This is a genomic window from Paenarthrobacter sp. PAE-2, from assembly GCF_026013155.1.
GTDB classification, from domain to species: domain Bacteria; phylum Actinomycetota; class Actinomycetes; order Actinomycetales; family Micrococcaceae; genus Arthrobacter; species Arthrobacter ureafaciens.
Map to the genome: position 1 here is coordinate 155,133 of NZ_JAPDNV010000007.1, position 26,649 is coordinate 181,781.

The 26,649-nt window shown below is 65.1% G+C and carries 26 protein-coding genes; 19 read left to right on the plus strand and 7 right to left on the minus strand.

The genetic code is table 11. The features are described 5' to 3' along the window. Positions 1-121: 121 nt before the first annotated feature. A complete protein-coding gene (locus OCL88_RS06560) occupies positions 122-1,042 on the plus strand; it encodes an NAD-dependent epimerase/dehydratase family protein (RefSeq protein ID WP_264961979.1) in 921 nt (306 codons plus the stop codon). A 57-nt stretch (positions 1,043-1,099) separates the two neighbouring features. On the opposite strand, the gene OCL88_RS06565 is transcribed toward OCL88_RS06560, so the two are convergent. Continuing rightward, complete coding sequence (locus OCL88_RS06565; RefSeq protein WP_264961980.1) at positions 1,100-1,561, minus strand: hypothetical protein; 462 nt, start codon at positions 1,559-1,561, stop codon at positions 1,100-1,102. Between the two features lie 145 nt (positions 1,562-1,706). Here OCL88_RS06565 and OCL88_RS06570 point away from each other — a divergent pair, with 145 nt between their 5' ends. The 13 genes from OCL88_RS06570 (at position 1,707) to OCL88_RS06630 (ending at position 16,068) form a co-directional block, all read left to right on the plus strand. Then, entirely contained in the window at positions 1,707-3,287 is a 1,581-nt protein-coding gene (locus tag OCL88_RS06570) for an alkaline phosphatase D family protein (protein ID WP_264961981.1), read from the plus strand. 180 nt (positions 3,288-3,467) lie between these two features. Beyond that, on the plus strand, positions 3,468-4,130 hold the full coding sequence (locus OCL88_RS06575) for a hypothetical protein (RefSeq protein ID WP_166186565.1): 663 nt from the start codon (positions 3,468-3,470) through the stop codon (positions 4,128-4,130). Between the two features lie 35 nt (positions 4,131-4,165). Continuing rightward, complete coding sequence (locus tag OCL88_RS06580; protein WP_264961982.1) at positions 4,166-5,518, plus strand: phage tail sheath family protein; 1,353 nt, start codon at positions 4,166-4,168, stop codon at positions 5,516-5,518. Between the two features lies 1 nt (position 5,519). Then, the gene (locus OCL88_RS06585; RefSeq protein ID WP_264961983.1) at positions 5,520-5,999 is read left to right on the plus strand and encodes a phage tail protein; all 480 of its coding nucleotides are present in this window, start codon (positions 5,520-5,522) and stop codon (positions 5,997-5,999) included. 1,073 nt (positions 6,000-7,072) lie between these two features. Then, positions 7,073-7,828: a hypothetical protein gene (locus OCL88_RS06590; RefSeq protein ID WP_021472892.1), complete on the plus strand. Its 756-nt coding sequence runs from the start codon at positions 7,073-7,075 to the stop codon at positions 7,826-7,828. Then, entirely contained in the window at positions 7,825-9,345 is a 1,521-nt protein-coding gene (locus OCL88_RS06595) for a phage baseplate assembly protein V (protein ID WP_264961984.1), read from the plus strand. The genes OCL88_RS06590 and OCL88_RS06595 overlap by 4 nt, the downstream gene beginning before the upstream one ends. A gap of 13 nt (positions 9,346-9,358) precedes the next feature. Next, positions 9,359-9,697 carry a hypothetical protein gene (locus OCL88_RS06600; RefSeq protein ID WP_021472894.1) on the plus strand — a complete coding sequence of 113 codons (339 nt, stop codon included), beginning with the start codon at positions 9,359-9,361 and terminating at the stop codon, positions 9,695-9,697. Positions 9,698-9,722: 25 nt separating this feature from the next. After that, a complete protein-coding gene (locus OCL88_RS06605; RefSeq protein ID WP_021472895.1) occupies positions 9,723-10,157 on the plus strand; it encodes a GPW/gp25 family protein in 435 nt (144 codons plus the stop codon). Beyond that, the gene (locus tag OCL88_RS06610) at positions 10,154-12,760 is read left to right on the plus strand and encodes a baseplate J/gp47 family protein (RefSeq protein WP_264961985.1); all 2,607 of its coding nucleotides are present in this window, start codon (positions 10,154-10,156) and stop codon (positions 12,758-12,760) included. The genes OCL88_RS06605 and OCL88_RS06610 overlap by 4 nt, the downstream gene beginning before the upstream one ends. Beyond that, on the plus strand, positions 12,753-13,310 hold the full coding sequence (locus tag OCL88_RS06615) for a phage tail protein (RefSeq protein WP_264961986.1): 558 nt from the start codon (positions 12,753-12,755) through the stop codon (positions 13,308-13,310). The genes OCL88_RS06610 and OCL88_RS06615 overlap by 8 nt, the downstream gene beginning before the upstream one ends. A gap of 30 nt (positions 13,311-13,340) precedes the next feature. Next, positions 13,341-13,817, plus strand: coding sequence for a hypothetical protein (locus OCL88_RS06620; RefSeq protein WP_166186571.1), 477 nt, complete (start codon positions 13,341-13,343; stop codon positions 13,815-13,817). A gap of 45 nt (positions 13,818-13,862) precedes the next feature. Continuing rightward, positions 13,863-14,798 carry a PASTA domain-containing protein gene (locus OCL88_RS06625; protein ID WP_264961987.1) on the plus strand — a complete coding sequence of 312 codons (936 nt, stop codon included), beginning with the start codon at positions 13,863-13,865 and terminating at the stop codon, positions 14,796-14,798. A 43-nt stretch (positions 14,799-14,841) separates the two neighbouring features. Further along, positions 14,842-16,068: a pyridoxal phosphate-dependent aminotransferase gene (locus OCL88_RS06630; protein ID WP_166186585.1), complete on the plus strand. Its 1,227-nt coding sequence runs from the start codon at positions 14,842-14,844 to the stop codon at positions 16,066-16,068. Between the two features lie 79 nt (positions 16,069-16,147). Here OCL88_RS06630 and OCL88_RS06635 read toward each other — a convergent pair whose 3' ends face one another. The 4 genes from OCL88_RS06635 to OCL88_RS06650 form a co-directional block, all read right to left on the minus strand. Further along, positions 16,148-17,185 carry a zinc-dependent alcohol dehydrogenase family protein gene (locus OCL88_RS06635; protein WP_264961988.1) on the minus strand — a complete coding sequence of 346 codons (1,038 nt, stop codon included), beginning with the start codon at positions 17,183-17,185 and terminating at the stop codon, positions 16,148-16,150. Positions 17,186-17,340: 155 nt separating this feature from the next. After that, on the minus strand, positions 17,341-18,153 hold the full coding sequence (locus OCL88_RS06640) for a DUF2244 domain-containing protein (RefSeq protein ID WP_264961989.1): 813 nt from the start codon (positions 18,151-18,153) through the stop codon (positions 17,341-17,343). Between the two features lie 46 nt (positions 18,154-18,199). Continuing rightward, complete coding sequence (locus tag OCL88_RS06645) at positions 18,200-18,841, minus strand: LysE family translocator (RefSeq protein ID WP_264961990.1); 642 nt, start codon at positions 18,839-18,841, stop codon at positions 18,200-18,202. After that, positions 18,838-19,566 carry a flavin reductase family protein gene (locus OCL88_RS06650; RefSeq protein WP_264961991.1) on the minus strand — a complete coding sequence of 243 codons (729 nt, stop codon included), beginning with the start codon at positions 19,564-19,566 and terminating at the stop codon, positions 18,838-18,840. Before OCL88_RS06650 ends, OCL88_RS06645 begins: the two co-directional genes overlap by 4 nt. A gap of 66 nt (positions 19,567-19,632) precedes the next feature. On the opposite strand from OCL88_RS06650, the gene OCL88_RS06655 reads away from it, so the two are divergent. The 4 genes from OCL88_RS06655 (at position 19,633) to OCL88_RS06670 (ending at position 22,187) form a co-directional block, all read left to right on the plus strand. After that, positions 19,633-20,337 (plus strand): ArsR/SmtB family transcription factor, encoded by a 705-nt coding sequence (locus tag OCL88_RS06655; RefSeq protein WP_264961992.1) that lies wholly within the window; start codon positions 19,633-19,635, stop codon positions 20,335-20,337. Positions 20,338-20,416: 79 nt separating this feature from the next. After that, positions 20,417-21,274 (plus strand): prephenate dehydratase, encoded by an 858-nt coding sequence (locus OCL88_RS06660; protein ID WP_264962004.1) that lies wholly within the window; start codon positions 20,417-20,419, stop codon positions 21,272-21,274. Positions 21,275-21,387: 113 nt separating this feature from the next. Further along, positions 21,388-21,843: a prevent-host-death protein gene (locus OCL88_RS06665; RefSeq protein ID WP_264961993.1), complete on the plus strand. Its 456-nt coding sequence runs from the start codon at positions 21,388-21,390 to the stop codon at positions 21,841-21,843. Between the two features lie 2 nt (positions 21,844-21,845). Continuing rightward, positions 21,846-22,187 (plus strand): hypothetical protein, encoded by a 342-nt coding sequence (locus OCL88_RS06670; protein ID WP_166186580.1) that lies wholly within the window; start codon positions 21,846-21,848, stop codon positions 22,185-22,187. A 16-nt stretch (positions 22,188-22,203) separates the two neighbouring features. On the opposite strand, the gene trxB is transcribed toward OCL88_RS06670, so the two are convergent. Both trxB and OCL88_RS06680 read right to left on the minus strand, forming a co-directional pair. Beyond that, complete coding sequence (gene trxB / locus OCL88_RS06675; protein WP_264961994.1) at positions 22,204-23,181, minus strand: thioredoxin-disulfide reductase; 978 nt, start codon at positions 23,179-23,181, stop codon at positions 22,204-22,206. Positions 23,182-23,244: 63 nt separating this feature from the next. After that, complete coding sequence (locus tag OCL88_RS06680; RefSeq protein WP_264961995.1) at positions 23,245-25,416, minus strand: MMPL family transporter; 2,172 nt, start codon at positions 25,414-25,416, stop codon at positions 23,245-23,247. A 230-nt stretch (positions 25,417-25,646) separates the two neighbouring features. Here OCL88_RS06680 and OCL88_RS06685 point away from each other — a divergent pair, with 230 nt between their 5' ends. Continuing rightward, on the plus strand, positions 25,647-26,213 hold the full coding sequence (locus OCL88_RS06685) for a MarR family winged helix-turn-helix transcriptional regulator (RefSeq protein WP_410869033.1): 567 nt from the start codon (positions 25,647-25,649) through the stop codon (positions 26,211-26,213). The last annotated feature ends 436 nt before the right edge of the window (positions 26,214-26,649 follow it).

Consider the following 26,649-nt stretch of genomic DNA (forward strand, 5'->3'; position numbering starts at 1 on the left):
GCCACAAACAAGAGCGGAGATAGCAAAAGAGAGCACTGCTCTTGACAATTGCGGACCACTGCCCGAACCTTGATTGAGAGAGCAGTGCTCTCGAAATAGTCACTACAAGAAAAGAGGCACCGTGTACGTCGTTACAGGAGCAGGACCCGTCGGCTCGGCCATCGCAGAGCAACTGGCAGACCAAGGCCATGAAGTCCGCGTCCTGACGCGTTCCGGCAGCGGACCTGATCATGCGTTGATCCAGCGGATGAGAGTCGACGTGTCAGACCCCGCGCGGCTTACCGAAGCGGTCCGGGGCGCAGAGGCGATCTTCCACTGCATCCACGGGTCCAAGTACTCCGCAGCCGCCTGGGAGACCGAGCTCCCCCATGCCGAGCAGGTGGTGATGGATGCAGCGGCAGCCGCGGGCGTCGTCGTCGTCTTTCCCGAAAGCCTGTACTCCTACAGCGAGCCGGACGGCGTCATCACGGAGGCCGGGGCCCGCGAGGCGAGCGGAGGCAAACGCGGCATCCGTACCCAACTACTCAAGGCACGGGAGGCTCACGCCGCAAAAACCGTGAGCGTGGTGGCGGGGGACTTTTTTGGGCCCCGGGTAAGGATGGCTCACGCGGGTGAGCGCATGGTTCCTTTGGTCCTCAAGGGAAGGACCGTCCAGGTGGTGGGCAGCGCCGACCAGCCGCACTCCTTCACCTACGTGCCGGACCTGGCGGCGGCCATGATCGTGGCAGCCCGGCGTCCTGAACTGTGGAACAGCGTGCTGCACGCCCCCACCAATCCGGCACTGACCCAGCGCGGACTCGCGACCGCCTACGCCACGGCTGCGGGACTGCCGGCGCCGAAAGTCACCGCCATTCCAGGTTGGGTTGTTCGGGGCGCGGGCATGGTGTCCAAAGACATGCGGGAGGTGGCGGAGATGCTCTATCAGTTCGAGCGGCCGTTCGTGATGGACTCGGCGGAGAGCCAACGCCTTCTTGGCCTGGAACCGACGCCGCTCCCTGAGGCGGCGGCAGCGACCGTGCAGTGGTGGCGGGCCGCCGAATAGTCAGGATAGGACGGGATTGTCAGGTGAGGGCGGGATTGTCAGGTGAGGGCGGGATTGTCAGGTGAGGGCGGGAGCCCTGGCGAACAGGCGGCGGCAAAGCCCCACACCCTCCACGAAGAGGGCGACCACCGCCACTACGTAGAGACCGTAGGATCCAAGCACAATTGCAAGCGGCCAGCCCTCTGCCGGCGTCTCTCCCGAGGCCAGGCCCGTAGTTATCGCCAGGATCATACTGACGACGAACAGAACTCCCGCCCCCAACAGCAGCCACCCGGTGAGGCTGCGTCGGTGTCGCGACACCAGGCTGGACGCGAACAGGACCACACCTCCGCCGAGGACCACCACGAAGAGTTCCCCGGGCATGAGGAAGTCAAGATGAAAGCGGCCCGACCTCACGAAGAAGATCGCCGCAAGAACGATAGGCGCTGCCAAGGGGATTCCCACCAGGACGGTCCCGACCACCGCCAGCACCCGCGCGGTAGTGGTGCGGCGTCCTGATCTGACATTGTCAACCTGCATACACCCAGCTTCCCGACCATGCCCATCTGCCGCATAGGGGCTTACGTCCTGATGCCGTGTTGCAGTTCGCTTCTTGTCACACAGTTAACCGGCAGTTCATACCAGTCTCGGCACCTGTCAACTAGGGTTTCCTAGCGTCGAGGGCATGGACAACATCACCCGCAGATCCCTCATTTCCGCCGGCCTCGGGGCCGGTTTGATTGCCGCCTTGCCGCACGCCGCCGTCGCCGTTTCAACAGCAGACGACGCCGGACTCCGCACCGATCCCTTCACGCTCGGCGTAGCTTCCGGGGAACCGTGGCCGGATGGCTTCGTCATCTGGACCCGGCTGGCCGCCAACCCGGTGGCCGAAGACGGCCTGGGCGGCATGCCGTCCCGCAACGTTGCGGTGGCCTGGGAAGTGGCAGAGGACCCGCAAATGCGCCGGGTAGTAGCCCGCGGCGTCGAACAGGCCCGGATCGAGTCCGCCCACTCAGTGCACGTGGAACTCAAAGGCCTCAAACCCGGCCGCGAATACTTCTACCGTTTCCGCACCGGCCGCCACCTGAGCGACACCGGCCGCACGATGACCAGCCCCGCGCCCGGGGAGATCCCCGCAGCCCTTGCCATGGCCTTCGCAAGCTGCGCCCAGTACGAGCACGGCTACTTCACGGCCTACAAGCGCCTGGCTGAGGACCACCCGGACCTGGTACTCCACTTGGGCGACTACCTGTACGAGTACAAGAAGGACAGCTACGTGATCGGCGGCGGCAACCCGCGCGACCATGAAGGGCCGGAAACTGTCAGCCTGGCAGGCTACCGCCAGCGCCACGCGCAATACAAAGCCGACGCCGACCTCCAGGCAGCCCATGCCATCGCACCGTGGCTGGTGGTCTGGGACGACCATGAAGTGGACAACAACTGGGCGGACGAGATCCCGGAAAACACCGACCCTGCCCAGCTCAACGACACCACTGAACACTTCCGGCAACGCCGTGCAGCTGCCTTCCAGGCGTACTACGAGAACATGCCGCTGCGCCCTTCCTCACTCCCGGCCGGCTTCGACATGAAGATTTACCGCACCATCCAATGGGGCCAACTGGCCAACTTCCACATGATGGACACACGGCAGTACCGCGACGACCAGCTCGCCGGCGATGGCTGGCGCAAGAATGTGGCCGAACGCCTTGACGAGAACCGGACCATCACGGGCGCCGAACAGGAAAAATGGCTGCTGGACGGTTTCAGGAACTCCACCCAGCGGTGGGACGTCCTTGGCCAGCAGGTCTTCTTCGCCGAGCGGGACCGGAACAAGGCACCCGACATCGACGACGTTTCCATGGACGGCTGGGACGGCTACGCCGCCTCCCGCAGGCGTATCACCCAAGGCTGGGTTGATGCGAAGGTGCGTAACGCCGTCGTACTTACCGGCGACGTCCACCGGCACTGGGCCACGGACCTGAAGGTGGACTACAAGGATCCGGAGTCGCCGGTTGTCGGTTCCGAACTCGTGTGCAGCTCCATTACGTCCACGGGAGACGGTTCGGGATCCACCACGGATGCAACCATGGCATGGAACCCGCACCTGAAGTTCTACAACGACAACCGCGGGTACGTGAACACCCGGATTACCAAGGACTCCATGACGGCAGACTTCCGCGTGCTGGATTACGTCACCAAGCCCGGAGCCCCGGTGAGTACCAGGAAATCCTTCACCATCAACGACCGCGTGCCCGGCCTGGCCTGATTCCCGGCGCGGTGCCGGCACCTGTTTCCCGTTGACAGGTGGCGGCACCGGCCCGGGCCCCTCCCACGCGACTCTTCAAACGAATGGAGTTACCCCTGTTTCCCCAGTGACTACGGGCAACTGCGGGAGTACCCTATTCCCAGTTACGTTTGTGGATCACCTTCCAGCTGGGGTTCTGCCGTGGGCTATGTGCGTTCGTCGCTGTCCGACCTTCTCGGAGTCCTTTCCGACGCCGTCGCTCCCCAACGCGTAAGGTTCGACGACGACTCCCCCCACGGCGCCGATTCCCCTCCCGATGCTCCCGTGACTGTCCACGCCGTCGCACTCGACAGGGTTGGCCGTTCGCGCCGCGACGGTCCCGTGTTGGACCTGGAGCTGCGGGTCGCGGTGGAATGCCACGGCCCGGAACAACTGGACAACATGGAGCAACTGCTTTTGTCCGTGGAACGCCACAGCCAGTACTCGATCGTTTCCAGCAACGAATACCGGCCCGGCGAGTACCAGGAAAGCATCCGCGACGGGCTCGGCTTCCTGGTACGCATACCCGTACCCCTTCGCTTCGAAGAACCGTCCGGCCCGCCGGTCCTGGAACCGCTCGTGGCCAAGACCGGAGTCGCCCGCAGGATCCAAGGACGCCTGGTGGACGTCCACAACAAAGGCATCCCCGACGCCTACATCCACGCCCATTCCTCCGCCACGGCGGTCGTCAGTGATGCGACCGGCCACTTTGAGGTCCTGGCCTCGGCGGACGAACTCCAGCACTTCGCCGTTGCGGTCCACGGCACCGAACGGGAAGTCTCGGCCAGCACCAGCAGCCTGCCGGTCATCATCCGGTGGACCTGAACCCGCCCACGTGCGGGTAGGGAAGGGAGCGCACCATGGCGAATTACCAGGCGCCAGGCGTTTACGTACAGGAAGTCCCCAGCGGGGCACGCGCAATAGGACAGGTGAACACCAGCATCGCCGGATTCGTCGGCCTGGCTCCGGACAACGACGCCTTGGTCGATGAGCTCCGCGTCCTGGATAACTGGACGCAATTCGTAGACCAATACGTCGGGACCGCGACGGCGGGTACCCCGCTCTCCAACGCTGTGTACGGCTTCTTCTCCAACGGAGGAAGCCGTTGCTACGTAGTGAACATCGGCCCGGGCGGCAGCCTGACCGGAACTGCCTCGGCGCCCACCGGGCTGACCCTCTTCGAGGCCGTGGACGACCTCTCCATCGTCGCCGCCCCGGGCTACGCCACCGCCGAGGCGTACGCAGCGCTGCAGGCCCATGTGGAACATCCGCTCCGCCAGGACCGGATGGCGATCCTGGACACCGTGGAGAAAGTGGACGACGTCGGTGCGCTCACCCGGGCGGCAACCTCCGGGGTTCCCGGGACCCCGGAGGCCCGGGCCGAAGATTCGGCGGACACCGGGCCCGATGAACCGGAGGATGGCGACGAGCCTGACGGGTCCGATAAGCCGGATGGTTCTGACGAGCCGGATGGTTCTGACAAGCCGGACGGCCGGGACGGACCGGATGGGGCCAGCACCGAAGCCGGAGAACAACAGGACCTCGGCGCACCCCAGTCCCCCGGCGGCTACACGGCGTTGTACTACCCATGGATCGTGATGATCGATCCGGTCTCCGGCAAGAAGGTAACCCAACCGCCGTCGGGCCATATCGCGGGGGTCTGGGCGCGCGTGGACGCGACCCGCGGCGTCCATAAGGCGCCCGCCAACGAGCCGATCCAAGGCGCAATCGATCTGGTGCGGCGCGTCAGCCGCGGTGAGCAGGAGGTCCTGAACCCTGCCGGAGTGAACTGCATCCGATACTTCCCCGGCGAAGGAATCCGGGTCTGGGGCGCGCGGACCAAGGCTCCCGAGGCCAGCGAGTACCGGTACATCAACGTCCGGCGCCTGACCAACATGGTCAAGGAGTCCGTGGCCGACGGGACCCGCTGGGTGGTGTTCGAACCCAACGACCACACCCTGTGGAAGTCCATCCGACGCGATATCGGGGCGTTCCTCACGAACGTTTGGCGGGACGGAGCGCTGCTGGGCACTACTCCTCAACAGGCGTTCTTTGTGAAATGCGACGAGGAAACCAACCCTCCCGAGGTCCGCGACGCCGGGCAAGTGGTCACTCTGATCGGCATCGCACCCGTGAAGCCGGCGGAATTCGTGATCTTCAAGCTCATGCAATCCGCGGACAACACCAGCGAAACAGAGAGCGGAGGAGCCTGACATGAGCACCCCAACACCTGCAGCGCAACCGGGCCACGTGGTGGACCCGTACCGGGCCTACAATTTCAAGCTGGTCATCCAAGGAGTGGTGCAGGGCCACTTCACCAAAGTGGAGGGCCTGGGCCTCAAGATCGGCCGCATCCTGTACCGTTCCGGCGGCGAAAACAGCACAGTGCGCGTCATCCCGGGCCAGGTGGAATACACCCCGGTGACATTGAAGTACGGACTCACCGATTCCACCGAGATGCTCCAGTGGCTGTTCAAAGCCGTGAACGGGACCGTTGAGCGGCGGAACGTCTCCATCGCCATGCTGAACGACGCCGGTTCCACGGAAGTGCGGCGCTGGAACCTGCTGGGAGCCTGGCCCTGCGACTGGTTTGGCGCACCTTTGGATGCCCTCGGCAAGGACCTCGCCATCGAGACCCTGAGCATCGCCTACGACCGCCTGGAGCTCGACGATGCCCGCGCGCCCGTCGCCTGACTACCCATCGGGCGCATGGCCTTCCTGGCGACGGGCCTTGGCCGGGCGCCTGCGCCGGGCAGCGGCGTGGGTGGAACCCGGCCGCGGCTCCGGCGTCGCGGGTTTTGAAGGCACGGCTCTTGAGACGACGACGGCGGAACGCGCCTTTGACCTGGCGGACGCACCCGAGCATTGGGTTGCGTTGCTGCGGAACGCCGGATTGGTTCCTTCCGCCGCGCCCAAGCGGGTGGGTCCCAACCCTGTAACTCCCAACTCCGCAGCTCCCAACCCCGCAGCTCCCAACCCCGTTGTAAGGCCCGTTCTGCGTTTTATCCCGCGGCTTTGGCGCGCACAGCGGGCACCATACGTTGAGCCCACCGCCGAACAACCCGTTGCCGGGCCTGCTCTGCGTGCTATCCCGCGACTGTGGCGCGCACAGCAGGCCCCACAACGAACCTCAACCCTAAAGCTTCGCGTGCCCTCCCAACCCGAAACACCCGAAGCACCAACAAGCACTCCCGTTGCCAGGCCCGCTCTGCACCCCAACCAACCAACAAAGACCGCACAGCAGGCACCACAGGTTGAGCCGGCCGCCGGTGCGAGGCCCGCTCTGCGTACTTCCGAGCACCCGGAAAGCGCACAGCAGGCCCCACAACGAACCCCCGTCCTGCGGCTTCGTACACCCGCCCAATCTGAAAGACCCCAAGCACCCACAAGCACACGCCTTGCGGAGCGCGCTTTACGCCCCGACGAACCAACAAAGAGCGCACAGCAGGCCCCACAACGAACCCCAACCCTTAAGCTTCGCGCGCCCTCCCACCCTGAAACACTCCAAGCACCCACAAGCACACCCGGTGCGGGGCCCGCTCTGCGTCCCAACGAACCAACAAAGAGCGCACAGCAGGCCCCGCAACGCAGCCAACCCCGGCAGAACCGCGCCCATGCCAACGCACACACGCCGGCTCCGGCACTTCCCGGGGTGTGGCCCGAGCTCGTTCCCCGGCCTCCCCGGTCAGCACCTGTGGACGGGGCAACCCTGAGCAGCGCCATGGCCCGGCAGACCCGGATTAACCAGGAACACGGAGCGCTCTGACATGGAACGGGTCGCTTTCCTGATAGAGGACACCGGGGAACACCTGGGCTGCCTCCTCAACCCGGAAACGGTGGTGATGCAACGCTCCGCCGGCGTTGAGCCCCGAAGAAGCGCAGGCGGCAAGCTGAGCGGCACCGGACTGGCCGACGATCCCCTCCTCTTCACGGGCGGCGGCCACACCGAATTGCGGCTGGATCTCCTCTTCGACGTCGACCTCGCGCCGGCGTCGCTCCACGTCCAGGACGTCCGCCAGATGACCCGCCCCATCTGGGCGCTCGCGGAAAACAGCGCCGAGGTGGAACGCCAGCGCCGGCCGCCGTCGGTCCGGTTCGTGTGGGGCCGCGCGTGGAACGTGCCGGGCATCGTGACGGAAGTGGCGGAGCGCTTTGACCGGTTCGCCCCGGACGGTTCGCCCCTCCGTTCCTGGATGCGGATGGTGTTCGTCCGCGTCGGACAAGCCGCGGACGAGGAAGGCGGGGAGAACTACGAACTCGCCCGGAGGCTTCCTCCCGTGGACCTGACCGCACCGCCGGTGGATACCCTGCCGGTGACCGGCGACGGCAGCACAGACCGGGACGCACTGACTCCCGACGGCGGGCTCCTTCCCGAGGTGCCGCCGGCCGAGTTGGGACGCTTGTCCATTGAAGCGTTCGGGACACCCCTGCTCTGGAAACTGCTCCTTGAATACAACAACGTGGACGACCCCGCGCACTTCAACGGCCCCCTGGCCGTCCCACCCATGGGCGAGGCGCCATGAGGCAACTCCAAGGACTTCCCGAGCTGATCGTCACCTTGGGCCGGCGACGCCTCACCACGGCGGAAACGGCAGCGATCGTCTCCGTTAATGTCCTCAGTTCCCTGGCGCGACCGGCCCAATGCCTCATCTCCTGGCGCCCCGGCCCGGGCCGCACTGCTGCGGCGCGCGGCGGGGTGGACCCCGCACCCGGGGACGCGCTCCGGGTGGAGCTGGGTGGCCAACGGACGGCGCTGTTCGCCGGCGAAGTGACCGTGGTGGAGTACGGCTACGGGGCCGACCTCGGCCAGGAAATCCGCATCCGCGCCTACGATGCCTTGCACCGGCTGAGGAAACGCCAATACACGCGGCTCCACGAGGACACCGACCTCGCAACACTGGCCAAAACCCTTTGCGAAGGCACCGGCCTGAGCGTGGTGGGCGGCAATGAGCGGCTGGGCCACGTCTACCAGTGCGCCCGCACGGACCTGAGCCTGCTGGTTGAACAAAGCGCCAGGGTCGGGGCCTACCCCATCGTCCATGACGGCACCCTGAAGCTCGTGGGGCTCGACGGCGAAGGCGAACCCTTGGAACTGATGCTCGGCTCCACGCTCCACTCGGCCGAGATTGAGGTCAGCCAGGAGCCCGCCTATGCCGGCGCAACAACTCACGGCTGGCGTGCGGAGGATGCTTCCCTCCACCAAGCAGAAACCAGCACCAGCGACTCCAAAGCCCACGTCACCGCAGACCCGGGCCTGACCAGCGTAGGCGCGGGTGGCGACGTCATCCGGGACAACGAGCTCTTCGACTCGCCGGCGCTCGCGGCCGGACTTGCGCAGGCTGAGCTGGATGCCAGGATCGCAGGCCAGGTGTCGGGTGTTTTCATCGCGGAGGGCAACCCGAAGCTCAGGGCGGGTGGCCGGGTCCGGATCACCGGGGTATCGGCGTCCGTTGAGGGAACGTACTTGATCGCGAGCGCAGCACACAGGCTGGACGGCACCGGCTACGAAACCACGCTGACCACCAGGCCGTCCTCTCCCGTCCCCGAACGCAGGCCGGACGTTTTCACCCTTGGGGCCATCGCGGACACCAACGATCCCGAGGCCCGCGCCAGGGTCCGGGTCCGGCTGCCTGCCTATCCGGATCTGGAAACCCCGTGGGCACCTGTCCTCATGGCGGCCGCGGGCCCCGGCAAGGGAATGGTGGTGCCCCCCGCCCCCGGCGACCACGTCCTGGTTCTGCTCCCGGCGAGCGACCCCGCCCAGGCAATCGTCCTGGGCGGGCTCTACGGCGCCGAACAGCCGCCGGACCATCACGTGAATACGCCCCGCGAGAGCCGCTATACGTTCCGCAGCGCGGACGGCCAACAGATGATGCTCGACGGCGGTGCGCGCACGGTCAGCTTCACCGACGGGCACGGCTCTTCCGTGCAGTTGGGGCCGGACGAGCTCCGGATTTCCGCCGCGACGGACCTTGTTCTGGAGGCTCCGGGCAGGGCCATGAAGATCAGGGCCAAGTCTGTGGATTTCGAGGAAGCCTGAGCATGGAGGCGGCATGAAGGTCCTGGTCAAAGAAGCCATCCTCCGGTGCGGACACGACGGCAAGGTGGAGAACGTGCCGTCGCAGGAGTGGGTGCGCGTCACGGGTTCTCCCGTCCTGGTGGCAACGGATCCGCAGGGCCGGGACATCTCCATGTGCCCGCACATCAGCATCAACATCAAGCCCTGCCGGAAGACCTTGCCGGTGATCAGGGGCTATTCGGCGTTCATCAGGATCGGCGGCAAGGCCGTGTGCCTGGACACTGTGGAGGGTTTCACGGACGGGACCCCTCCGGGCGCGGTCAAGTACACGGTCCGCCGGCCGGGCCAGACGCTGGTGGGGGCCGGATCATGAGCCGAATCATGGGAAGCCGCGGACGATGAGCACCCCGCGCTACAAATCAGCGGCTTTCATCCACCCCGACTTTGACGCCGCGGCGGGGCCTCCAGGCTTGAGGATCACTCCGGCGGGACGGCTCGCCACGGTGACCGACGCCGCCTCCATCCGCCAGGCCCTCCTGCTCCTTTTGAGCACCCGGCCCGGCGAACGCGTGAACCGTCCCACCTACGGCTGCCATCTGTTCCGCTTGGCTTTCGCGCCGGCTGACGACACCACGGCCGGGCTGGCGATCCACTATGTGGCCAGGGCGGTTGAGCAATGGGAGCGCAGGATCACGGTCCTTTCCCTGGATGCCTCGCGGTCTCCGGAGGCTCCCGAGGTCCTTGAGGTGCGGCTCAAGTACCGGGTCCGCACCTCGCACATGGAGGACCAGATTGTCATAGCCCTTCCCGTCGAATCCGGAGGTGTGGCGTGAGCATCCCCGTCCCCAACCTCGACGACCGCGATTTTTCCGACCTTGTGGCAGGGGCCCGCGAGCGCATCAGGCAGGTAGCGCCCGAGTGGACTGACCTTTCCGTGCACGACCCCGGGATCACCATCGTGGAGGCCTTCGCGTACCTCACCGATACCCTCATGTACCGGGTGAACCGGGTCCCGGACAAGCTCTACGCCGTCTACCTGAACCTCCTCGGCACGGCCCTTTATCCGCCATCCTGCGCTGAGACGGTGTTGGAGTTCAGCCGCGCGTCCGCGGCGAATGCCGACGAGGAGATCCGGATCCCGCGCGGCACCCAGGTCAGCTGCCCGCCAGGCGTGCCGGGGACATCACAGCCTTTATTTACGACGACGGCGGCAGCCACTCTGGCGTCCGGCCAGGCGAGCGTGCTGGTCGCTGCAGCCGACGTCACCATGTACGACGCCATCCCGATCGGTACGGGAACAGGCAGGCCGGGCCAGAGCATGGTGATCCCCAATGCACCGATCGTTTCCGGCGCCGGCCTGGCAATCGCCGTCGAGGTTCCACCGGGGACGCGGCTTGCCAGCGGCGAGGCGGTGCTGGTGGACGGCAAACCCTTCCGTTATTGCCAGGAGGTGGAGGCGTTCGCCGACGCGGGCCCCGGGGAGGTGCCGGTGCGGATCGACCGCAGTGCCGGCGTCGTGATGTTCGCGTGGTGGGACGAGGAGTCGGCCGGGAGGTCGGACCCGGCGCTGGTCCCCGGTCCGGGAGCAGAGGTCCGGGCCTGGTACCGCAGCGGCGGCGGCGCGTCGGGCAACGTCGGGGCCGGGCAGTTGACGGTGCTTCGGACGCCGGTGCCGGGGGCCAAGGTGACCAATCCGGAGCCTGCCACGGGAGGCCGCGACGGGGAGTCGTTGGAGAACGCCCTTCGCCGCGCGCCGCAGGATTTCCAAGCGCGTGACCGTGCGGTGACCGTTCGCGACTATGAGGTTTTGGCACGCCGCCACGGCGGGGTGGCGCGGGCGCGGGCCTTCACGCGGAGGGACTTGTGGGCGTTCGCGCGGCCGGGGGAAGTGGAGATTGTGCTGGTGCCGTTCGTTCCCGCCGGTCGCGGCCCCGGCCACAGTCCGGTGCGCGCCGCGGACCTCGAAGCCCAGTCGCGGGAAGAGGTGCGCTCCGAAGTGGAAGCGTATCTTCGCAGGCGATCCACCGTTGGCGCCGAACCGGTGGTGCGGTGGGGGCTCTATAAGCAGGTGCTGGTTGATGCACGGATCGTGGTCCGTCCCGACGAGGACGCCCAGGCTGTGAAGAACCGGATCGTGGGCCGCTTGTCCGAAAGCATCAGTCCTTTGGGCTCCGATGCGTCATCCTACGGTTCGGGCTTCGGCAAGCCGTTGCGCGTCTCCAACCTCTACCGGGCCATGGAGGAAGCCGAGCCCGGGGTCCAGTACGTTGACCGCGTCCGGCTGGAGGTGGACAAGGTGCCGGACACCGATGCGGTGGGACTGGTGCAGGCCGAGGGCCAGGACAATACGTGGTTCGTAGGCCAGGACGGGACGTTGTTCCGGACCACGAATGCCGCTGACGGCTGGGAGGCGTGCGCTGACTTCGCCGACGGGGACGACGAGACCGTTCGTTCCATTGCACCTTTCCGCTCCCCCGCACCCGGCCGCGCCGGACCCGAACGCCACCCCGGCATGGTGGCGGTCAGCACCGTCACTGGCACGGGCTCCCGGATCTACATCAGCGAGGACCTTGGCGAGTCATGGCGCAAGGCCGCGGAGCTCGGCTTTGTGGTGGCGGACCTGTGCTGGGTGGACCGTCAGGGCGAGCCCCTGCTGCTCCTGGCCGGCGAGCGCGGACTGTACGAACTCCCCGTCACGGAAGGAGCCATACCGGTCCAGAACGTGGTGGACACCAGCCAGCCGGACCGCGGCTTCTACGCCGTAGACGCCCTGGTGGATATCCGCGGCAGGACGGGCGTGGTGGTGGCGGCCGAGGCGTCGGCGGGCGTGTGGCTCTCCCCGGACGCCGGAACCGCCGGAAGCTTCAAACAGGTCAAGGCAGCCGGCGAGGACATCCGCTGCCTGACGGTCCAGTACGACGGCGGCGCAAGTTACGTGTGGGTGGGGCGCGCGGTTCCTGAGGGCACAGGGACGGGCTGCCTCCGGCTGAAGATTGATGAACTGGGCAGGACTGACTTCGACCAACAGTTCATGGAGTCCTGGGAGCAGTTCAGTGCAGGGTGGACCGGCGGCAGCTGCTGGGGCGTGCATGTCATGGGCAACGCCGCCTACGCTGCCACCCAAAGCGGCGGGGTTCTCCGGTTGCAGCTGGGACAGGCCTCGGCGCAGTGGAGCGTCCCCGATGTGAACTGCAACCTGCCCCTGCGTGACCGTACCCGCTTTGAGCCCGTGCGGTCTGTTTCCGGCGCTGTTGGCCCCGGCGGAGCGGCCCTGGTGCTGGCAGCCGGGCCCAAGGGCGTGTACCGCAGCACGGACAACGCCGTGTCTTGGGCGAGCTGCACACGCCGTGTGGTGGCGGATGTGGTGACGTTGCCGGACACGTGGCTGTTCTGTTCCGGAGACCATCGGATTGAGGTGGTCCACGGCCATGGATGATCCCGTGAAACCGTCAGGGTCCAGGCTCCTCAAGGTCCTCCCGGAGGTGTTCCAGGTAGCCGCGGACACGAGCCCTGCCATGCGGGCGCTCTTGGCCGTGGCCGAGGACATGCAGGGGCCCGTCCGGGAAGTCCTGGACCGCATCCACAGCGTTCCGGACCCAAGGCGCGCACCGGCGTCGTTGATTCCATTCCTCTCACACTGGGTGGACCTGGACTGGTTGACGCTGCCCGATCCCGGCACTGCCACAGCGGACAGTACACGTCCCGGCACCCTTCCCGTCGCGAGGCAGCGGGACCTCATCGCAGCCGCGGCGGACCTCTCGTCCCGGCGGGGCACAGTGGATGGGCTCACCCGGTTCCTGCACCTTGCGACGGGCGTCCCCGGGTTCGCCGTCGAATCCGTTCCTGGTGAGTTCCACATCAAGGTGCTGGTGCCTGCGGACGCTGCCGAGCACCTTGAGCTGGTGGGCCGGATCGTCAAAGGCATGAAGCCGGCGCACGTTACGGACCAGCTGGTACTACTGCCGGAACCGGGTGACGTTGGATGAACGGTTGCCCGCAATGAATGGTCGCCCGCGATGAACAAGGAGAACCGGACGCCGATCCTGGTGGTGATCGCCTGCGGGGTGGTCGCGGTCCTGGTGCTGGTGTTCGGTGTCAGCTGCGGCGGCGGTAACAACAATGCCGCCCCGGACTGGCAGGCAGGCATCTCGGGAGCGGGCGGCGGCGCACGGCTTACCGCAGCGGACTTCACCGTCACGGATGGTTCCTGCACGGTGTCGGACGCCCAGCTGGTGGTCAACGGAGGATGCGCGCTCACGGTGAAGGATTTCGGCGGCGGGCTGTTCTACTTCGGGCCACCCACCAAGCGGGCCAGGCTCGCTCCCCAACAGCCCGTCACGGTGACCCTCTTCCTGCAAGGGACCCGCGCCCAGCAGGAGTCCGGGCCCGGGAAGACCGTGGACCTGACCTTTGGGACCGCGGGCGGAGAGCTGGGCATCACCTGCCGGCTGATCGGCGCCTGTGCGCTCCAGTTGCTGGAACCCGGAGGCTGAAATGACCCTGACTACCCTCGCAACCGTCCACAGAGGAGTTATGCCATGACCACTATCACCATGACGCTGAGCTCCCCCGATGTTGTTCTCAAGGACGGCAAAGGATCACTCACGGCGTCAGTCACCAACGGTTCGCCCGAAGCCGAGCGCGTGGTCCTGGGCGCCTTCCCCGGACAGGTGACCAATCCGCCGTCGAAGACGTACACCGACATTCCCAACCCGCTCCGGACCGTAGCCGCCGGCGCCACCGAACAGTACGTGGTCAACTTCGACACCAAGGGCGCAACGGCAGGGAACTACCCCGTGAAGTTGATCGCCTATTCCGCGGATGACGCCCCCGAGGACTACGCCGACCAGGCGCATGTGGTCACCCTGAAGGTGCCGGCGGCCGAGGCACCCAAGCCGCCGCAACCGTTCCCGTGGTTGTGGGTGATCATCGGCGGGGTGGTGCTCCTGGCGATCGTCGGCGCAATCCTGTTCTTCATCTTCAAGGACGCCAACGTCCCGGACGTGAAGGCCAAACCGGAGGCCGAAGCGGTGAAGATCCTCACGGATGCCGGGTTCAAGGTCGGCAGCAACCAGGTGGAAAGCGCCGAGACCGAAGGCACCGTGGTCAAGCAGACCCCGAATGGCGGCGAAACCGCAGGCCGCGGGAGCACCGTCAACATCGAGGTCGCCATTCCTGCGCGCCCCACAGTGCCGGACGTCCTGGGCAAGCGCATCGAGGACGCCAAGACTGCGTTCCAAGCTGCGAAAATTCAGCTGGACTTCACCCAGGGCTCGCAATGCTTCGGTTCCGCTTTTGAGCCGCTCTTCCGGCCGTGCGTGGTGGTGGGCGTGAATCCCGACGTCGGTACCAAGGTCAACGTCAACGCCCTGGTCCTGGTGCGGACCGAGCCACGCTCGATCATCGTCCTGGACCCCCTGCCCAACATCTGCAAGACCAATCCGCAGTTCTGCGTCCAGAGGCTGCAACCTTGAGGCGTTTTTACTCGCTTGGCCTTGCGACATGAAAAGATCAACCATGCGCCCGATGCAGCACTCCAGCAAACTCCGGAACGTCCGGTACGAACTCCGTGGTCCCATCCTCCAGGCCGCCAAGGTCATGGAAGCCGAAGGGCACCGCATCCTCAAGATGAACCTCGGAGACACCGCCCCGTTCGGACTCGAAGCGCCGGAGTCCGTGGTGGTGGACATGATCCACCACATCCGCGGAGCCCAGGGCTACAGCGACTCCAAGGGAATCTTCTCCGCCCGCACAGCCATCTCGCAGTACTACCAAACGCGCGGATTGATGAACATCGGCGTGGAGGACATCTTCATCGGCAACGGGGTCAGCGAACTCATCTCCATGACGCTGCAGGCCTTCATGGAGAACGGCGACGAGATCCTGGTACCTGCGCCGGACTACCCGCTCTGGACTGCGGCCGTCACGCTCACTGGCGGCAAAGCCGTCCACTACCTCTGCGACGAGGACGAACAGTGGTGGCCGAACATGGCCGACGTCGAAGCCAAAATCACCCCTCGCACCCGCGGAATCGTGATCATCAACCCGAACAACCCCACCGGCGCCGTCTACCCCCGGCACATCCTGGACCAGTTCGCGGCGCTCGCCCGGAAGCACGATCTTGTGTTGTTCTCCGACGAGATCTACGAGAAGATCCGGTACGTCGACGCCCCGCACATCCACACGGCTTCCATTGCGGACGACATTTGCGTGCTGACGTTCAGCGGACTGTCCAAGGCCTACCGGATGCCCGGCTACCGTGCCGGCTGGGTAGCGGTGACCGGGCCCCTCGCCGCGACCGCCGCCTACCGGGAGTCCTTGGAACTGCTGGCTTCCCTGCGCTTGTGTTCCAACGTTCCCGCACAGCATGCCATCCAGACCTGCCTCGGCGGTTACCAAAGCATCGAGGCCCTGATCCGTCCCGGTGGCCGCTTGCGGGAACAACGCGATCTGGCGTGGAAGCTGTTGACGGCCATTCCCGGGGTCTCCTGTGTTCCCGCCGCCGGCGCCATGTATCTCTTTCCCCGGCTGGACCCGGAGATCTACCCGATCGACTCCGACGAGAAGTTCGTCCTCCAGCTCCTGCAGGAACAGAAGATCCTGGTCTCCCACGGCACGGCCTTCAACTGGCCCACCCCGGACCACTTCCGGTTCGTGATCCTTCCCGCCGTCGAGGACATCGAGGAAGCCGTCCGCCGGATCTCGCACTTCCTCGCCGGGTACCGCAACCGCCCCGCAGACTAGCCCAAGCAGGTCGCATTTGTGCGCGTTTTGACGGCTCAAAACGCGCGGTGCTGCGACCCAGTTGGGCCAGGTGGGACAATTAGCGCGCCGGGTCGATCATGGTCATCCCGGCCACGGTCGCTGTGTCGAAGGTCGGCAAAAGGGCCGCCGCTTCCTCCAGCCCGATGGTCCGTTCAATGAGCATCTGCGGCTGCAACGCGCCCTGCTCGATGAGCGCCATCATGCCCGGATAGTCCACCGCTGCCATGCCGTGGCTGCCCAGCAGGTCAAGCTCCCAGCCGATCACCCGATCCATCGGGACGCGCGGGTGCCCGTTAATGGAAGGCAACAAGCCGATCTGCACGTGGCGACCCCTCCGGCGAAGGCTAAGGATCGCGTCGGCGCACGTCTGTTCACTTCCGACGGCGTCAATCGCCACGTGGCTGCCACCACCGGTCAGCCGGTTGACGGCTTCGGGAATGTCCGCGCCGTCAGCCAGCACGGTATGGTCGGCACCCAGGCGGGCCGCCACGGCGAGCGCCTCCGGGTTCCGGTCCACCGCCACCACCCGTGCCCCCAGCGCCTTGGCGATCATCACAGCGCTCAGGCCAACACCCCCGGCGCCAACGACCGATACCCATTCTCCGCTCTTCACCTTTGCCCGGGCAGCGAGGGCCCGGTATGCGGTGGCGAAGCGGCAGCCGAGGCTTGCCGCCGTCGTAAATTCAACGCCGTCAGGAATGGCAACCAGGTTGCTGTCCGCAGCGTGCAGGGCCACGTACTCGGCGAATGATCCCCAATGAGTGAACCCGGGTTGCTGCTGGTCCGGGCAAACCTGTGCGTCCCCGGCGAGGCACCATTCGCAGGTGCCGCAACCGCAGACGAACGGGACGGTGACGCGGTCGCCGGCCTTCCAGCGCGTCACGCCACGCCCGACGGCGGCGATCACCCCTGCGAGTTCGTGGCCCGGAACGTGCGGAAGGGCGATGTCGTCGTGTCCCGCCCAGGCGTGCCAGTCGCTGCGGCACATTCCCGTGGCCACAACCTTGACCACTACACCGCCGTCAGGCGCTTCGGGGACGGCAACTTCCCTTACGTGGGGTTGGCTTCGGACGTCGTCAAAAATCACTGCTCGCACGGGTCGACTCTACAAGCTGTCACACTTCCGGGCTCCCTTGTGGCGGCTTCGCGGGACCTCCCACGCGGCGGCTTCGCGGGAAACGTGCGGGTGGTGGGCAAGCCTCCCTGCGAAAGCGCAGGCTTCCCGCGAACCCGGCTAGCTCGACTTCCGGGCTAGTCCCCCACCGAGCCACTCACCCGGAGAGCATTGATGATCGCCGGGATGGAGGCAATCAGCATCACCACGGCCCACACCAGCGCCACAACCACGGTGATGAGTGCCCAAAACTGGTCCCCTATGGAGACCAGCGGCCCCGGCAGGAAGCCGTGGATCACCCCAAGGATCACCTGCAGCAGCACGGAGATTGCCAGCAGCAACACCAGCCCCGTGACCTTGAAGAACTTTGGCTGGCTCAGGATCAGCAGGACCGCGAACACGATCTTCAGGAGCAACAATAGGCCCAGGATGGCTGCGGCCTGCCCCTTGGGGAAGCTTCCCCAGAGTGCAAGGTAGGCCAGCGTCCCGAACGGTGTGGCCACAAACAGCCCGATCATCAGGAACAGCTTGGCCAGGGCCAGCATCGCGGTGAGAAAAGCTGCGATCACCCACAGGAACGTCACCACCAGGGTCACGATGCCTTGGATCCGCCCGTAGGCGCGCAGGTCCATGATCAGGCTCAGTCCGAGCATCACCACCGTGAACAGCAGCAAGCCGTCCAAAAACGCGAGGAAACCTATGCCGGTACCGGGCGGATCGGCGTCGGCCCTTTGCGTTTTCAGGAAGACATCCAGCGGGACGCCCAGCTTCCCTGCCTCATCGGCAGAAACAGGTTCGACGGCGGTTTGGCCCAGTACCAGCGACATGCCCACTTCGGTGAGGACCACCAACGCAAATACGACGACGGCGGCGATGAAGAACGGCCGGCGCAGCGCACCGGGATCCGGCCCACTGCGGAATCCTCCACGAATCGACCACGCTGCGGTCATGGGTCAATTGTGGCACCGCGCGTTCCAGTTACAAGGGGACGCAGGGCTAGGTGGTAGCCCCCGACGCCACCACGCCCACGCCCAATCCCGCGATGATTCCGCTGCTGGTCCGTTCAACCACAGTGTTCACCTTGGGGCGTTTGAGCCACCGCATGGCCTTGAACGCCACCACGGCCACCATGGACAGGTAGGCGAAGGCAATGACGGCCACCGTGACACCCAGGATGAGGGACGTTCCCATGGTGTCTCCGCCGTGGGGGATGAACTGCGGGACCACGGCCAGGTAGAACAGGCCCACTTTGGGGTTGAGCAACGTCGACAACGCCCCGGCACCCACAGCGGAGAGCCTGCTGTACGGAAGGGGTGCGTCCTGGCCGTCCCCAGATGTGCCGGCCTTGGCGGCTTTACGGGACTTGATGAAGGAGGATATGCCGAGGTAGAGCAGGTAGAGGCCCCCGGCGATCTTGATCCACCGGAACAGCTCGGCAGACTGCTCAAGGATCGCGGCGAGACCGACGCCTACCAGCGCTGCCCAGACGATCGCCGCGCCCGCCGAGCCGGCAGCGGCAGCAATTCCGGCGCTCGGCCTGTTCAAAGCGATGCGCAGCACCAGGAAGGTGTCAGGGCCCGGCGTTACGGACAGCACCAGGCAAAGCCCGGCGAAAGCAGCGAAGGATGCGAGAGTCACAAGACCGATTGTGGGGCATACCTGCAGGTAGCGGAAGCTGGCTCGTCTGGCTGAAGCTCCGCCTGGAGGCTCCGGCCCGTCTGGAGGCTCCGGCCCGTCTGGAGGCTCCGGTCCGGCGTTTCCGAACGGTAGGAGAAGCCGTGCTCCTTCCCAAGACCGAAGTAATGCCTGAAGTTGTAGATCAACGGTTCCCATCGCCCGGGGTCGATGTGCTGCGTGCCTGGTATGACCAGGGATTGGCGAACGTGCACCTTTTCGACCCCGCATTCGACGATCGCAAACCCTCCGCTTGCGGACGGCGAGATCCCGGATACCTTCGCTTCAAGTTGGACACCGCATTCCTTGACCCTGGGCGGCCGGACACCAACCGAGCTTTGCTGGCTCAGCTCAGCGGCAGCGAACTTGTCCGCACGGTAGGTGGTTTGGGCAGGCTTCGTCTTCGGAACGGGATTGGCTCCGGTCAGTGAAGCGAGCCGCTCAACCGCTTCCCACAGGTGTGGTTCCGGGTAATTGATGGTCAACCCGGGACGCGAGCGAAGGTTGCTGAGGGTGTGCCCGTCTTCCCCAAGGCCCAAGACTATGGAATGCCCCAGCGCCCAGGCGGATGAAACAGGTGCGAGGTTGAAGGAACCATCGGCATTCTCTGTGCTGATCAGGACCACGGGTGTCCCGAAGTAGAGGATCTTGGGCTTCACTTCACTATGTACTGATTCCGGATGTGCCATGGTTCAGAATCCTAGGTCTGCGACCGTTCGGCCTGGACCGAACTGCGGCTCGCAGATAATGGACCCATGGCTACCGACGTTCTTCCGCGCGGCAAAGGAATGGCTTCTTTCGCCGCTCTTTTTGCCGACAGGACCCGTGCAACTTTCTGCCTGGCACTGCTGGATCGACGGGCATGGACCGCTACAGAGCTGGCCAGCTATGCCGGGGTTCCCAAATCGTCAACCACCGAACACCTCAACAAGCTCATCCACGCAGGCGTCCTCGTTGAGGTCCGGCAAGGCAGGCATCGGTACGTACGCATCGAGGACGCGCGGATGGCAGAACTGATCGAAGCCATGGCCAGCCACGTAGAGCCACTGCCGGGCAACGTTCGTTCCTACAAAGCAGTCACCCAGGACCAGGCACTGAGCAGGGCCCGCACCTGCTACGACCACCTCGCAGGAGATTTGGGTATCGGTCTCATGAAGGCGCTGGTCACCAAGGACATCATCAACGTCGGCTCAGGAGTGCAACTGACACCCGAGGGTGCCCGGCATCTGGAGGACATGGGGATTTCCATCAGTACCAAGAGCACCAGGCCCCTCGTACGGACCTGCCTGGACTGGACAGGACGCCAGTACCACCTGGCCGGCAACGTGGGCGCAGCCATCTGCGATCATTCCCTTGCCAGCGGATGGGTGCTCCGCATTCCGCACACCCGGGCGCTTAAGGTGACTGATTTCGGCCTGGAAGAGCTGCAGAAGCACTTCGGCCTCGACGTGGCATGGTGAGCACCGGCCTTCGCTACGGACCGGCCACAAGGTGGACGCTTTTGCGCAGCCCTATGCCTCGCGTGAAACCATGAGCACCATGGCCCAGAAGATTGCGTACCAAGGCGAGCCGGGAGCCAATTCCGACCTCGCTTGCAAGGAAATGTACCCCGGATACGAGAGCGTGCCCTGCGCCAGCTTCGAGGATGTTTTTGAGTTGGTATCCAACGGCGACGTGGACCTGGCCATGATCCCGATCGAGAACTCCATTGCCGGGCGCGTGGCGGACATCCATATCCTCCTTCCACAATCCAGCCTGCAGATTGTGGGCGAGTACTTCCTGCCTATCCGTTTTGACCTGTTGGGAATCCCGGGCGCCACCATCGAAGGGGCAACGGAAGTCCACAGCCACATCCACGCGTTGGGCCAGTGCCGGAAGATCATCAGGGAAGCCGGGCTGAAGCCTGTCATCGCCGGTGACACCGCCGGTTCGGCCCGCGAGGTGCGGGACTGGAACGATCCCCGCAAGTTATCCCTGGCCCCGCCGCTTGCTGCCGGGCTGTACGGACTGGAGGTGCTGGCCTCGGGAGTCGAAGACGATCCCACCAACACCACCCGCTTCGTTGTGCTGGCGCGGGAGACTGCCCTTCCCACCAAGGCGGAGCTTCCCGGCCCGGCTATCACCACATTCGTGTTCCGCGTCCGCAACGTTCCGTCCGCACTGTATAAAGCACTGGGTGGATTTGCGACCAACGGCCTCAACATGACGCGGCTTGAGAGCTACATGGTGGGTAACGAGTTCACGGCCACCATGTTCATCTCCGACGTCGAAGGCCATCCGGAAGACGCCAGGTTGCGGCGGGCCTTGGAGGAACTCGAGTTCTTCACCACCGAGGTCCGGGTCCTTGGCGTCTACCCGGCAGACGCGTACCGCGCCAAGAGCACGCCCGGCGCCTAGGCCTATAAACGCCACGGCGCAGCTACGGCCGGTCCGCCAGCAAGCACCTCGTGCTCCGCATTCTCTGTGGAAGAGTAATTGAGTTCAGATCACGTTCTGAATATAATCTTGATATGAGTACCCCCACTACTTCCAGGACAACGTTTCAGTCGTCTGAACTTAGTCGTTCCTCCGCGGAGGTCTTTGCGGCAGCTTCCGACCATCCCGTTCGAGTCACTCGTCGAGACGGTGAGGCCTTGGTACTCATGTCCGAGAGTGCAGATCTCGCACGGGCGTCCCTTTTGGAATTGGCCGCTCAACTGGTTGCTGTATCAACAAGTACAGATGGAACACTCGCGAGCAAAATGAGCGATCGCTTTCCCTGGATGCTTGCACTAAGTCCGGCTGATCAGGAAGCGTGCGCAAGCCAGATCCTGGCTGCGGCCAGGGCATCTTTCGCGACAAATCAGCCACATCTGGCGATTTCCGAACTCACGTCTTGGCGGGAATCTGCAACGGCCATCGCCGCCGGGTTGGGCAAGGAGCCGGTTGAGTGGCTTGATGCCGTCGAAAACGTAGAGCGACCCTAGGGATGGCAAAAGAGACAAAGGTTGAGCGTCCAACGAAGAAGAGCGAGTACGATCTTCGTTTTGCATCCGTTCAGGCGAAACGCGGCTGGGTTGATCTTCGCGCCACCATCCGCAACGCCCTGGCCGATACGTGGGACTTTCTCACGCGGACCCCGCAGCTCAAGACGCCCACTAACTATCCTCTGCGTGGTGAGCTCGGCCATGTAACTCATCAGGGTTCCGTCCATGAACGCTGGCAGCACAAGCCTACGCTCAAAGGCGATGCGCGCATCTGGTTCTTCGTCGTAGATCAAACTGTCTATTTGGAGCAGGTCCACACGAGCCACCCGAACGAAACCAAGTAGCCCTGCTCAATTGCACCTAGAAATGCGTCGGTTCCTCCACCAATGCCGTGGCAATGCTGTCCACGTCATCCAGCGCTGCGAGGTAGCGTTCCGCATCCAACGCGGCCGCGCAGCCGGTGCCCGCGGCGGTGATCGCTTGGCGGTACCGGTGGTCCACGGCATCGCCGCACGCAAAGACCCCGGACAGGTTGGTGCACGTGGTGGGCGAATCCACCTTGATGTAGCCCTCGGCGTCGAGCTCAACCTGGCCGGCCACGAGCTCCGTGCGGGGCAGGTGCCCGATCGCAACGAAGATCCCCGTTGCCGCCTGCTCGCGGGTTTCACCGGTCCGCGTATCCGTGAGGGTTACGCCCGTGACCTTGGAATCGCCATGGATGGCCGTCACCGCCGAATTCCACGCGAAGCGGATCTTTGGATTGTCTTTCGCCCGCTGGGCCATGATGCGGGAGGCACGCAGCTCGCCTTTGCGCACCACCACGGTCACGGACTTCCCGAACCGCGTCAGGAAGGTTGCTTCCTCCATGGCGGAGTCGCCGCCGCCCACCACGATGATGTCTTGCTCGCGGAAGAAGAACCCGTCGCACGTGGCACACCAGGACACTCCATGTCCGCTCAGTTTCTTCTCTTCCGGGAGACCGAGTTCCTTGTAGGCGGATCCGGTGGCAAGGATGGCGGCCGGAGCTTCGTGGGTCTCCCCTGCCCCGGTGACCACGGACTTAAGGTGACCCTGCAGTGACACCGACGTGACGTCGTCGAACACTATTTCTGCGCCGAATTTTTCCGCCTGTGTCTGGAGGCCGTCCATCAGTTCCGGGCCTTGGATACCCTCGGGGAACCCCGGGAAATTCTCCACTTCGGTGGTGTTCATGAGGGCCCCGCCTGCCGTTACGGAACCGGCCAGGACCAAGGGTTTGAGGCCCGCGCGGGCGGCGTAGATTGCCGCGGTGTAGCCGGCGGGGCCGGACCCTATGATGATCAGCTGTTGCGTGCTCACAAAATCTCCTTGACTCGGCGGGTACCCATCAAGTGCAACAAGTACCCGCCAAGCAATCAAGGGTTATCCGCTCACAGGCGCTTTGTCCTGGTCGCTTGCCTGGACGCGCGGCCGGGAGCTGCCACGGCTTAGCTTGCTCGGCCACCAGACCTTGTCTCCGATGTCGTAGGCGAGGGCAGGGACCAGCAGCGAGCGCACCAGGACGGTATCCAGCAGCACGCCGAAGGCAACAATGAACGCCAACTGCACCAGGAACATGATGGGGATGACACCGAGGGCCGCGAACGTGGCCGCCAGGACAACGCCTGCCGACGTGATGACGCCACCGGTGACGCCGAGGCCGCGGAGGATCCCTGGCCGGGTGCCGTGCTTGAGCGATTCCTCGCGCACGCGGCTCATCAGGAAGATGTTGTAGTCCACGCCGAGCGCCACCAGGAATACGAAGCCGAACAGCGGAACCGTGGCGTCGGCACCCGAGAATCCGAAGATCCCGTTGAAGACCCATGCGGAGACGCCCATCGCCGCGCCGTAGGACAACACCACGGACAACACCAGCAGCACGGGGGCCACCACGGACCTGAGCAGGAGCATCAGGATGAAGAGGATGACCACCAGCACGATCGGAATAATCACCACCAGGTCCCGCTGGGCGGTGGTGTTGGTGTCCAGGGCGGTAGCCGTGATGCCGCCCACCAGCGCTTCGGAATCCACTTCCTTCAGTGACGTCCGCAGTTCCTTGACGGTCTCTTCCGCCTCGAGCGAGTCCGCCGCGGAGCTGAGGGTCGCGTTGATGAGTACCCGCCCGTCGCGGACGGCCGGGTCAGCCGGCGCTCCCGGAGCCCCGGTGACGGGAATGTTGCCTTCGGCCAGGAGGTAGGCGTCGCTGACGCCGTTGGTTGCCTTGACCTCGTCCAGCACCTGCCGGGCACTGCCTTCGGAAGCCACCACGACGGCGGGGCTGCCGCTGCCGGCGTCGAAGTGCCGCGCCAGCGCTGCCTGGCCGTCGACGGCGTCGGACTTGGCCAGGATGACGTCGGTCTGCGGAACACCGTTGGCTTTCAACTGCGTGATGCCGATCGAAGCGACCGCAAGGAGCAGGACGGAGGCGACCCATACGATGCGCGGCCGCTTGGAAACCAGCGAACCCACACGGCGCCACAGACCCTTTTGCCCCTCAAGTCCGGTGACCAGCTCAGGTTCGCGTTCGTCGTCGGGCAGTAGCTTGGGCCGGAAGGGCCAGAAGGCGGCGCGGCCCAGCAAGGCCATGAAAGCAGGGAGGAGGGTCAGTGCCGCCAGGAGGGCGCATACGATCCCGGCCGCGGCCACAGGCCCGAGGCCCTTGTTCGAGTTCAGGTCGGAGAAGAGGAGGCAGAGCAGCGCGATGATGACGGTTGCGCCGGAGGCCAGGATCGGTTCGAACGACGCCTTCCACGCGGTGAGGACTGCCTGCGTTCGGTTGGTGGTGTGGGTCAGCGCCTCGCGGAACCGGGCAACGTAGAGGAGCGCGTAGTCGGTTGCCGCGCCGATCACCAGGATGGAGAGGATGCCCTGGCTCTGGCCGTTGAGCTGGATCCAGCCTGCCTTTGCCATGCCGAAGACCAGCAGGATGGCTGCTGACAGCGCAAAGACCGAGGTCAGCAGCACGGCGATCGGCAGGACCACTGAGCGGTACACCAGGAGCAGGATGATGAACACCGCGCCGAGGGCCACCAGGAGAAGGATGCCGTCGATGCCGCCGAAGGCGTTCACGAGGTCCGCTGTGAGGCCGGCGGGTCCGGTCACGAAAGCCTGCATGCCATCGGGCGCGCCGGGCTGGACCACGTCGCGGAGCTCCTTGACCTTCTCGCGCAGCTCATCCGAGGACGCAATGGGGACGATGAACTGGACAGCTTTGCCGTCTTCCGACGGAATAGGGCCCACGACGGCGCTGCCCAGCTTGAGTGCCTCAATGTCGGCCTTCAGCTTGGCTGCTTCGCCGAGCTGCGCGGGTGTGAAGGCTGAGTCGTTCTCGATGATGACGACGCCGGGAATTTCCTCGGAGTCGCGGAACTTGGCTTGCCACTCCGCTGCGGCGGTCGCTTCAGCGCTTGCAGGCAGGAACGATGCTTGGTCGTTCGAGGAGACTTCGTCGATCCGGCCGAACGTCGGTCCACCAATGCCCGCGATGCCGAGCCACGTGATGACGAGCACCACCGGCACTAACCATCTGAGCCAGAAAGGCACCTTCGATGTCATGAGTCCTTCTTCCAGGGAGGGGTGGGCGGGGTTACTATTTATTAGACAATAGAGTATCTCCATGGTGGAACTATTCCAATCCTCTGATTCGGAAATACCTCGCAGGTCCGGAGCGGGAGTAGTATCCGGAAGGCGGCAAACATGAAAGCAGGAGGGTGAGCATGGCTGAGACTTGGGCCGAACACCCCCATGGTGCTGACGAGGCCACGGAGCCTCCGCAACCCGGGGCCATGCCCGGCGGGCCGCCCGGGCCCGGGGCGCAACCGGACGGGTCCCCGCCCGGCGGGCCGCCTCAAGGTGGGCTGACGCAGGACCTCGTGCGCGTTCTGCAGGATTTCACCCTCGAGGCCAACCACTACGTGGACGCGGCCGGAGGGCGAAAGGAGATGCACCGCACCGACCTCAACGCCCTGGCCGTGATCATGCGCCACTCGGCGGCAGGCCGCGTAGTAACCCCCGGGGTTCTCCGCAGCGAGTTGCGGCTGAGCTCGCCCGCCACCACGGCGCTGGTGGACCGGCTCCATGCATCCGGTCACCTGACCCGCGAGCGCCTGGGCTCCGACCGCCGGCAGGTCCAGCTGCACATGACTCCCAAGGCCTACCAGGATGGCAGCGCCATGTTCCTTCCCCTCGCCCTGCGGATGGGCAAAGCGATGGGAGCCTACACTCCGGAAGAGTTGGAGTTGGTGCAGCGCTTCATGAAGGACATGGTGGAAGCCACCATCGCAGCGCGCCACGAAGCAACCCACCCACCCCACCCCGAACCCACCCAACCACCCCACCCCGCACCCAAGTAGCGCTCAGGCGGCGCTGCCGCACCGTGGTGTTAGAAAGTGTTCTCACGGTGGGAGTGGTCTGTTGTTGACGGGGGTGGCGGGGGATCATGGGATTGTCTGCTGTGGTTGAGGCCGTGCGACCTTGGTGCCTTAGAGCCCGTCAAGTAGCGTGACCCGGAGGACTCCACGGGCGCCGTGGATTGTTGCTTTGAGCACGAGTGTTAGATTCCTGATTTTTTCAATCCTCCCCGCGGCAGGCACTCAACCAAAGGAGTTGCAGGGTAGGAGGATGCGATGGATATCGTGCATGAACGGGCCGCTGGGCTTGATATTTCCAAACGCGATGCGAAGGTCTGCGTTCGGATGCCAGGAACACGTGCGGGGACTTATATCTCGCGGGTAACGACCTGGGGCGCAACCACGCAAGCGATCCTGGAACTGCGGGAGTTCCTGGAGC

What these genes read in the sequence shown, in the direction of transcription:
- OCL88_RS06565 (WP_264961980.1), bottom strand. Translation starts at nt 1,561, where the DNA reads ATGCAGGTTGACAATGTCAGATCAGGACGCCGCACCACTACCGCGCGG.
- OCL88_RS06570 (WP_264961981.1), top strand. Translation starts at nt 1,707, where the DNA reads ATGGACAACATCACCCGCAGATCCCTCATTTCCGCCGGCCTCGGGGCC.
- OCL88_RS06580 (WP_264961982.1), top strand. Translation starts at nt 4,166, where the DNA reads ATGGCGAATTACCAGGCGCCAGGCGTTTACGTACAGGAAGTCCCCAGC.
- OCL88_RS06585 (WP_264961983.1), top strand. Translation starts at nt 5,520, where the DNA reads ATGAGCACCCCAACACCTGCAGCGCAACCGGGCCACGTGGTGGACCCG.
- OCL88_RS06590 (WP_021472892.1), top strand. Translation starts at nt 7,073, where the DNA reads ATGGAACGGGTCGCTTTCCTGATAGAGGACACCGGGGAACACCTGGGC.
- OCL88_RS06595 (WP_264961984.1), top strand. Translation starts at nt 7,825, where the DNA reads ATGAGGCAACTCCAAGGACTTCCCGAGCTGATCGTCACCTTGGGCCGG.
- OCL88_RS06600 (WP_021472894.1), top strand. Translation starts at nt 9,359, where the DNA reads ATGAAGGTCCTGGTCAAAGAAGCCATCCTCCGGTGCGGACACGACGGC.
- OCL88_RS06605 (WP_021472895.1), top strand. Translation starts at nt 9,723, where the DNA reads ATGAGCACCCCGCGCTACAAATCAGCGGCTTTCATCCACCCCGACTTT.
- OCL88_RS06615 (WP_264961986.1), top strand. Translation starts at nt 12,753, where the DNA reads ATGGATGATCCCGTGAAACCGTCAGGGTCCAGGCTCCTCAAGGTCCTC.
- OCL88_RS06620 (WP_166186571.1), top strand. Translation starts at nt 13,341, where the DNA reads ATGAACAAGGAGAACCGGACGCCGATCCTGGTGGTGATCGCCTGCGGG.
- OCL88_RS06625 (WP_264961987.1), top strand. Translation starts at nt 13,863, where the DNA reads ATGACCACTATCACCATGACGCTGAGCTCCCCCGATGTTGTTCTCAAG.
- OCL88_RS06630 (WP_166186585.1), top strand. Translation starts at nt 14,842, where the DNA reads ATGCGCCCGATGCAGCACTCCAGCAAACTCCGGAACGTCCGGTACGAA.
- OCL88_RS06640 (WP_264961989.1), bottom strand. Translation starts at nt 18,153, where the DNA reads ATGACCGCAGCGTGGTCGATTCGTGGAGGATTCCGCAGTGGGCCGGAT.
- OCL88_RS06650 (WP_264961991.1), bottom strand. Translation starts at nt 19,566, where the DNA reads ATGGCACATCCGGAATCAGTACATAGTGAAGTGAAGCCCAAGATCCTC.
- OCL88_RS06655 (WP_264961992.1), top strand. Translation starts at nt 19,633, where the DNA reads ATGGCTACCGACGTTCTTCCGCGCGGCAAAGGAATGGCTTCTTTCGCC.
- OCL88_RS06660 (WP_264962004.1), top strand. Translation starts at nt 20,417, where the DNA reads ATGGCCCAGAAGATTGCGTACCAAGGCGAGCCGGGAGCCAATTCCGAC.
- OCL88_RS06665 (WP_264961993.1), top strand. Translation starts at nt 21,388, where the DNA reads ATGAGTACCCCCACTACTTCCAGGACAACGTTTCAGTCGTCTGAACTT.
- OCL88_RS06670 (WP_166186580.1), top strand. Translation starts at nt 21,846, where the DNA reads ATGGCAAAAGAGACAAAGGTTGAGCGTCCAACGAAGAAGAGCGAGTAC.
- OCL88_RS06680 (WP_264961995.1), bottom strand. Translation starts at nt 25,416, where the DNA reads ATGACATCGAAGGTGCCTTTCTGGCTCAGATGGTTAGTGCCGGTGGTG.
- OCL88_RS06685 (WP_410869033.1), top strand. Translation starts at nt 25,647, where the DNA reads ATGCCCGGCGGGCCGCCCGGGCCCGGGGCGCAACCGGACGGGTCCCCG.